Origin of the sequence: Paenibacillus sp. MY03 (assembly GCF_002165585.1) — a bacterium.
GTDB lineage: Bacteria > Bacillota > Bacilli > Paenibacillales > Paenibacillaceae > Pristimantibacillus > Pristimantibacillus agaridevorans.
The window spans coordinates 1-1577 of sequence record NZ_MXQD01000119.1 but is presented as its reverse complement, the minus strand read 5'-3'; the positions used below and the strand labels follow the sequence as shown (position 1 = coordinate 1577).

At 45.7% G+C, this 1577-nt stretch carries 1 pseudogene; it reads left to right on the top strand.

Going from position 1 to position 1577, the window contains the following annotated elements:
* Window positions 1–145: 145 nt before the first annotated feature.
* Window positions 146–1462: pseudogene (locus B1748_RS36170) on the top strand (IS1182 family transposase); the annotation flags it as partial.
* Between the last annotated feature and the right edge of the window lie 115 nt (window positions 1463–1577).

The window sequence follows — 1577 nt, the reverse complement described above, 5'->3', positions numbered from 1 at the left end:
TCAGACTGTTGAGAAACCCACCAATCTTTAAATCGTTCATCAAATTAACGCGTTAATTTGTTATAATATAGGTGATAAATTGTACTCGAAAGGTGTGGTTATCGTGCGGAACACCAATAAGTCAGACTCTTCAACCGATTATCAAATGGAACTGGTTTGTGTGGAACAATTGGTGCCTCAAGATCATCTTCTTCGAGTCATTCACGACCATGTCGATTTCTCCTTTATTACCGAGTTAACGCGTCCCTATTACACAGCAACAACGGGAAGACCACCTATCGATCCCATCGTCCTGTTCAAAATGATGCTCATTGGTTACCTCTTCAATATTCGTTCTGAGCGCCAATTAGAAAAAGAGATCTTTCCTAATGCGGCGTACCGCTGGTTTTTGGGACTGCGTTTCGTAGACAAGGTACCCGACCATTCAACGATCAGTTTTAACCGAAACAACCGTTTTGCGGGAACGAACCTGTTTCAGGAGATTTTTGAAGAAGTTGTGCGTTTAGCGATGCAACACCACATGGTGGCAGGCCGCGTACTCATTACCGATTCGACGCATGTTCGAGCCGATGCCAACAATAACGCCTATACCGTGCAGGTCATCGAGAAGACGCCTCACGAGTATCTGGAAGAACTTCATCAAGCCGTGAACGAGGATCGAGAACTTCACGAAAAAAAGCCTTTAGCTCCGAAAGAGGAGGTGGAAGTCACCAAACATAAAGTCAGTACAACAGATCCGGATTGTGGTTTTATGAATCGCCGCAATAAGCCAGAAGGGTTCCATTATCTCGACCATCGCACCGTGGATCACAAATTCAATATCATCACAGACGTTCATGTGACATCTGGCAACGTGAACGATTCCACCGTCTATCTCGAGCGACTGCAACGCCAAATCCAAACCTTTGGTTTTGATACAACATTAGAGGCCGTGTTACTGGACTCCGGCTATATGACGCCCTACATTTGCAAAAAAACATTGGAGATGAATATTTTCCCGGTCATCAACTATCGACAGGCAAGCAGCACACCGGGACTATTGGCAAAGAGTGACTTCATCTACGATTCGGAACAAGATGTTTACATTTGTCCAGCCCGACAACAACTGAGCTACTACACCACGAATCGTGCAGGTTACCGGGAATACGTTTCCGCCCCCAATAGTTGTGCTTCATGTCCGATGTTGCCACAGTGCACGCAGGCCGAAAATAAGCAACGTAAGATTCAGCGTCATATTTGGGAAGAGCATAAAGAACAAGTGATGATTAACCGCAAAAGCCCAGAAGGTGAAGCACTGTATAGACTTCGTGCCCAAACGATTGAGCGAAGCTTTGCAGATGCAAAAAATCTTCATGGCTATCGTCGAAGCAGGCTCCGCGGGATAAACAAAATGCGGGAGCAGTCTTTGATGACGGCAATTTCCCAAAATCTGAAGAAAATTGCACGGCATCTGGCTCGAAAGGAGGCGCACGTTGGCGGTCTACAACATGGACACGCGCTATTTTTACCAATTAACACCAAATGTCGTTCCGTAACTCAAACCCCTGCCGCATAAATGAGGTTATTCAACAGTCTGA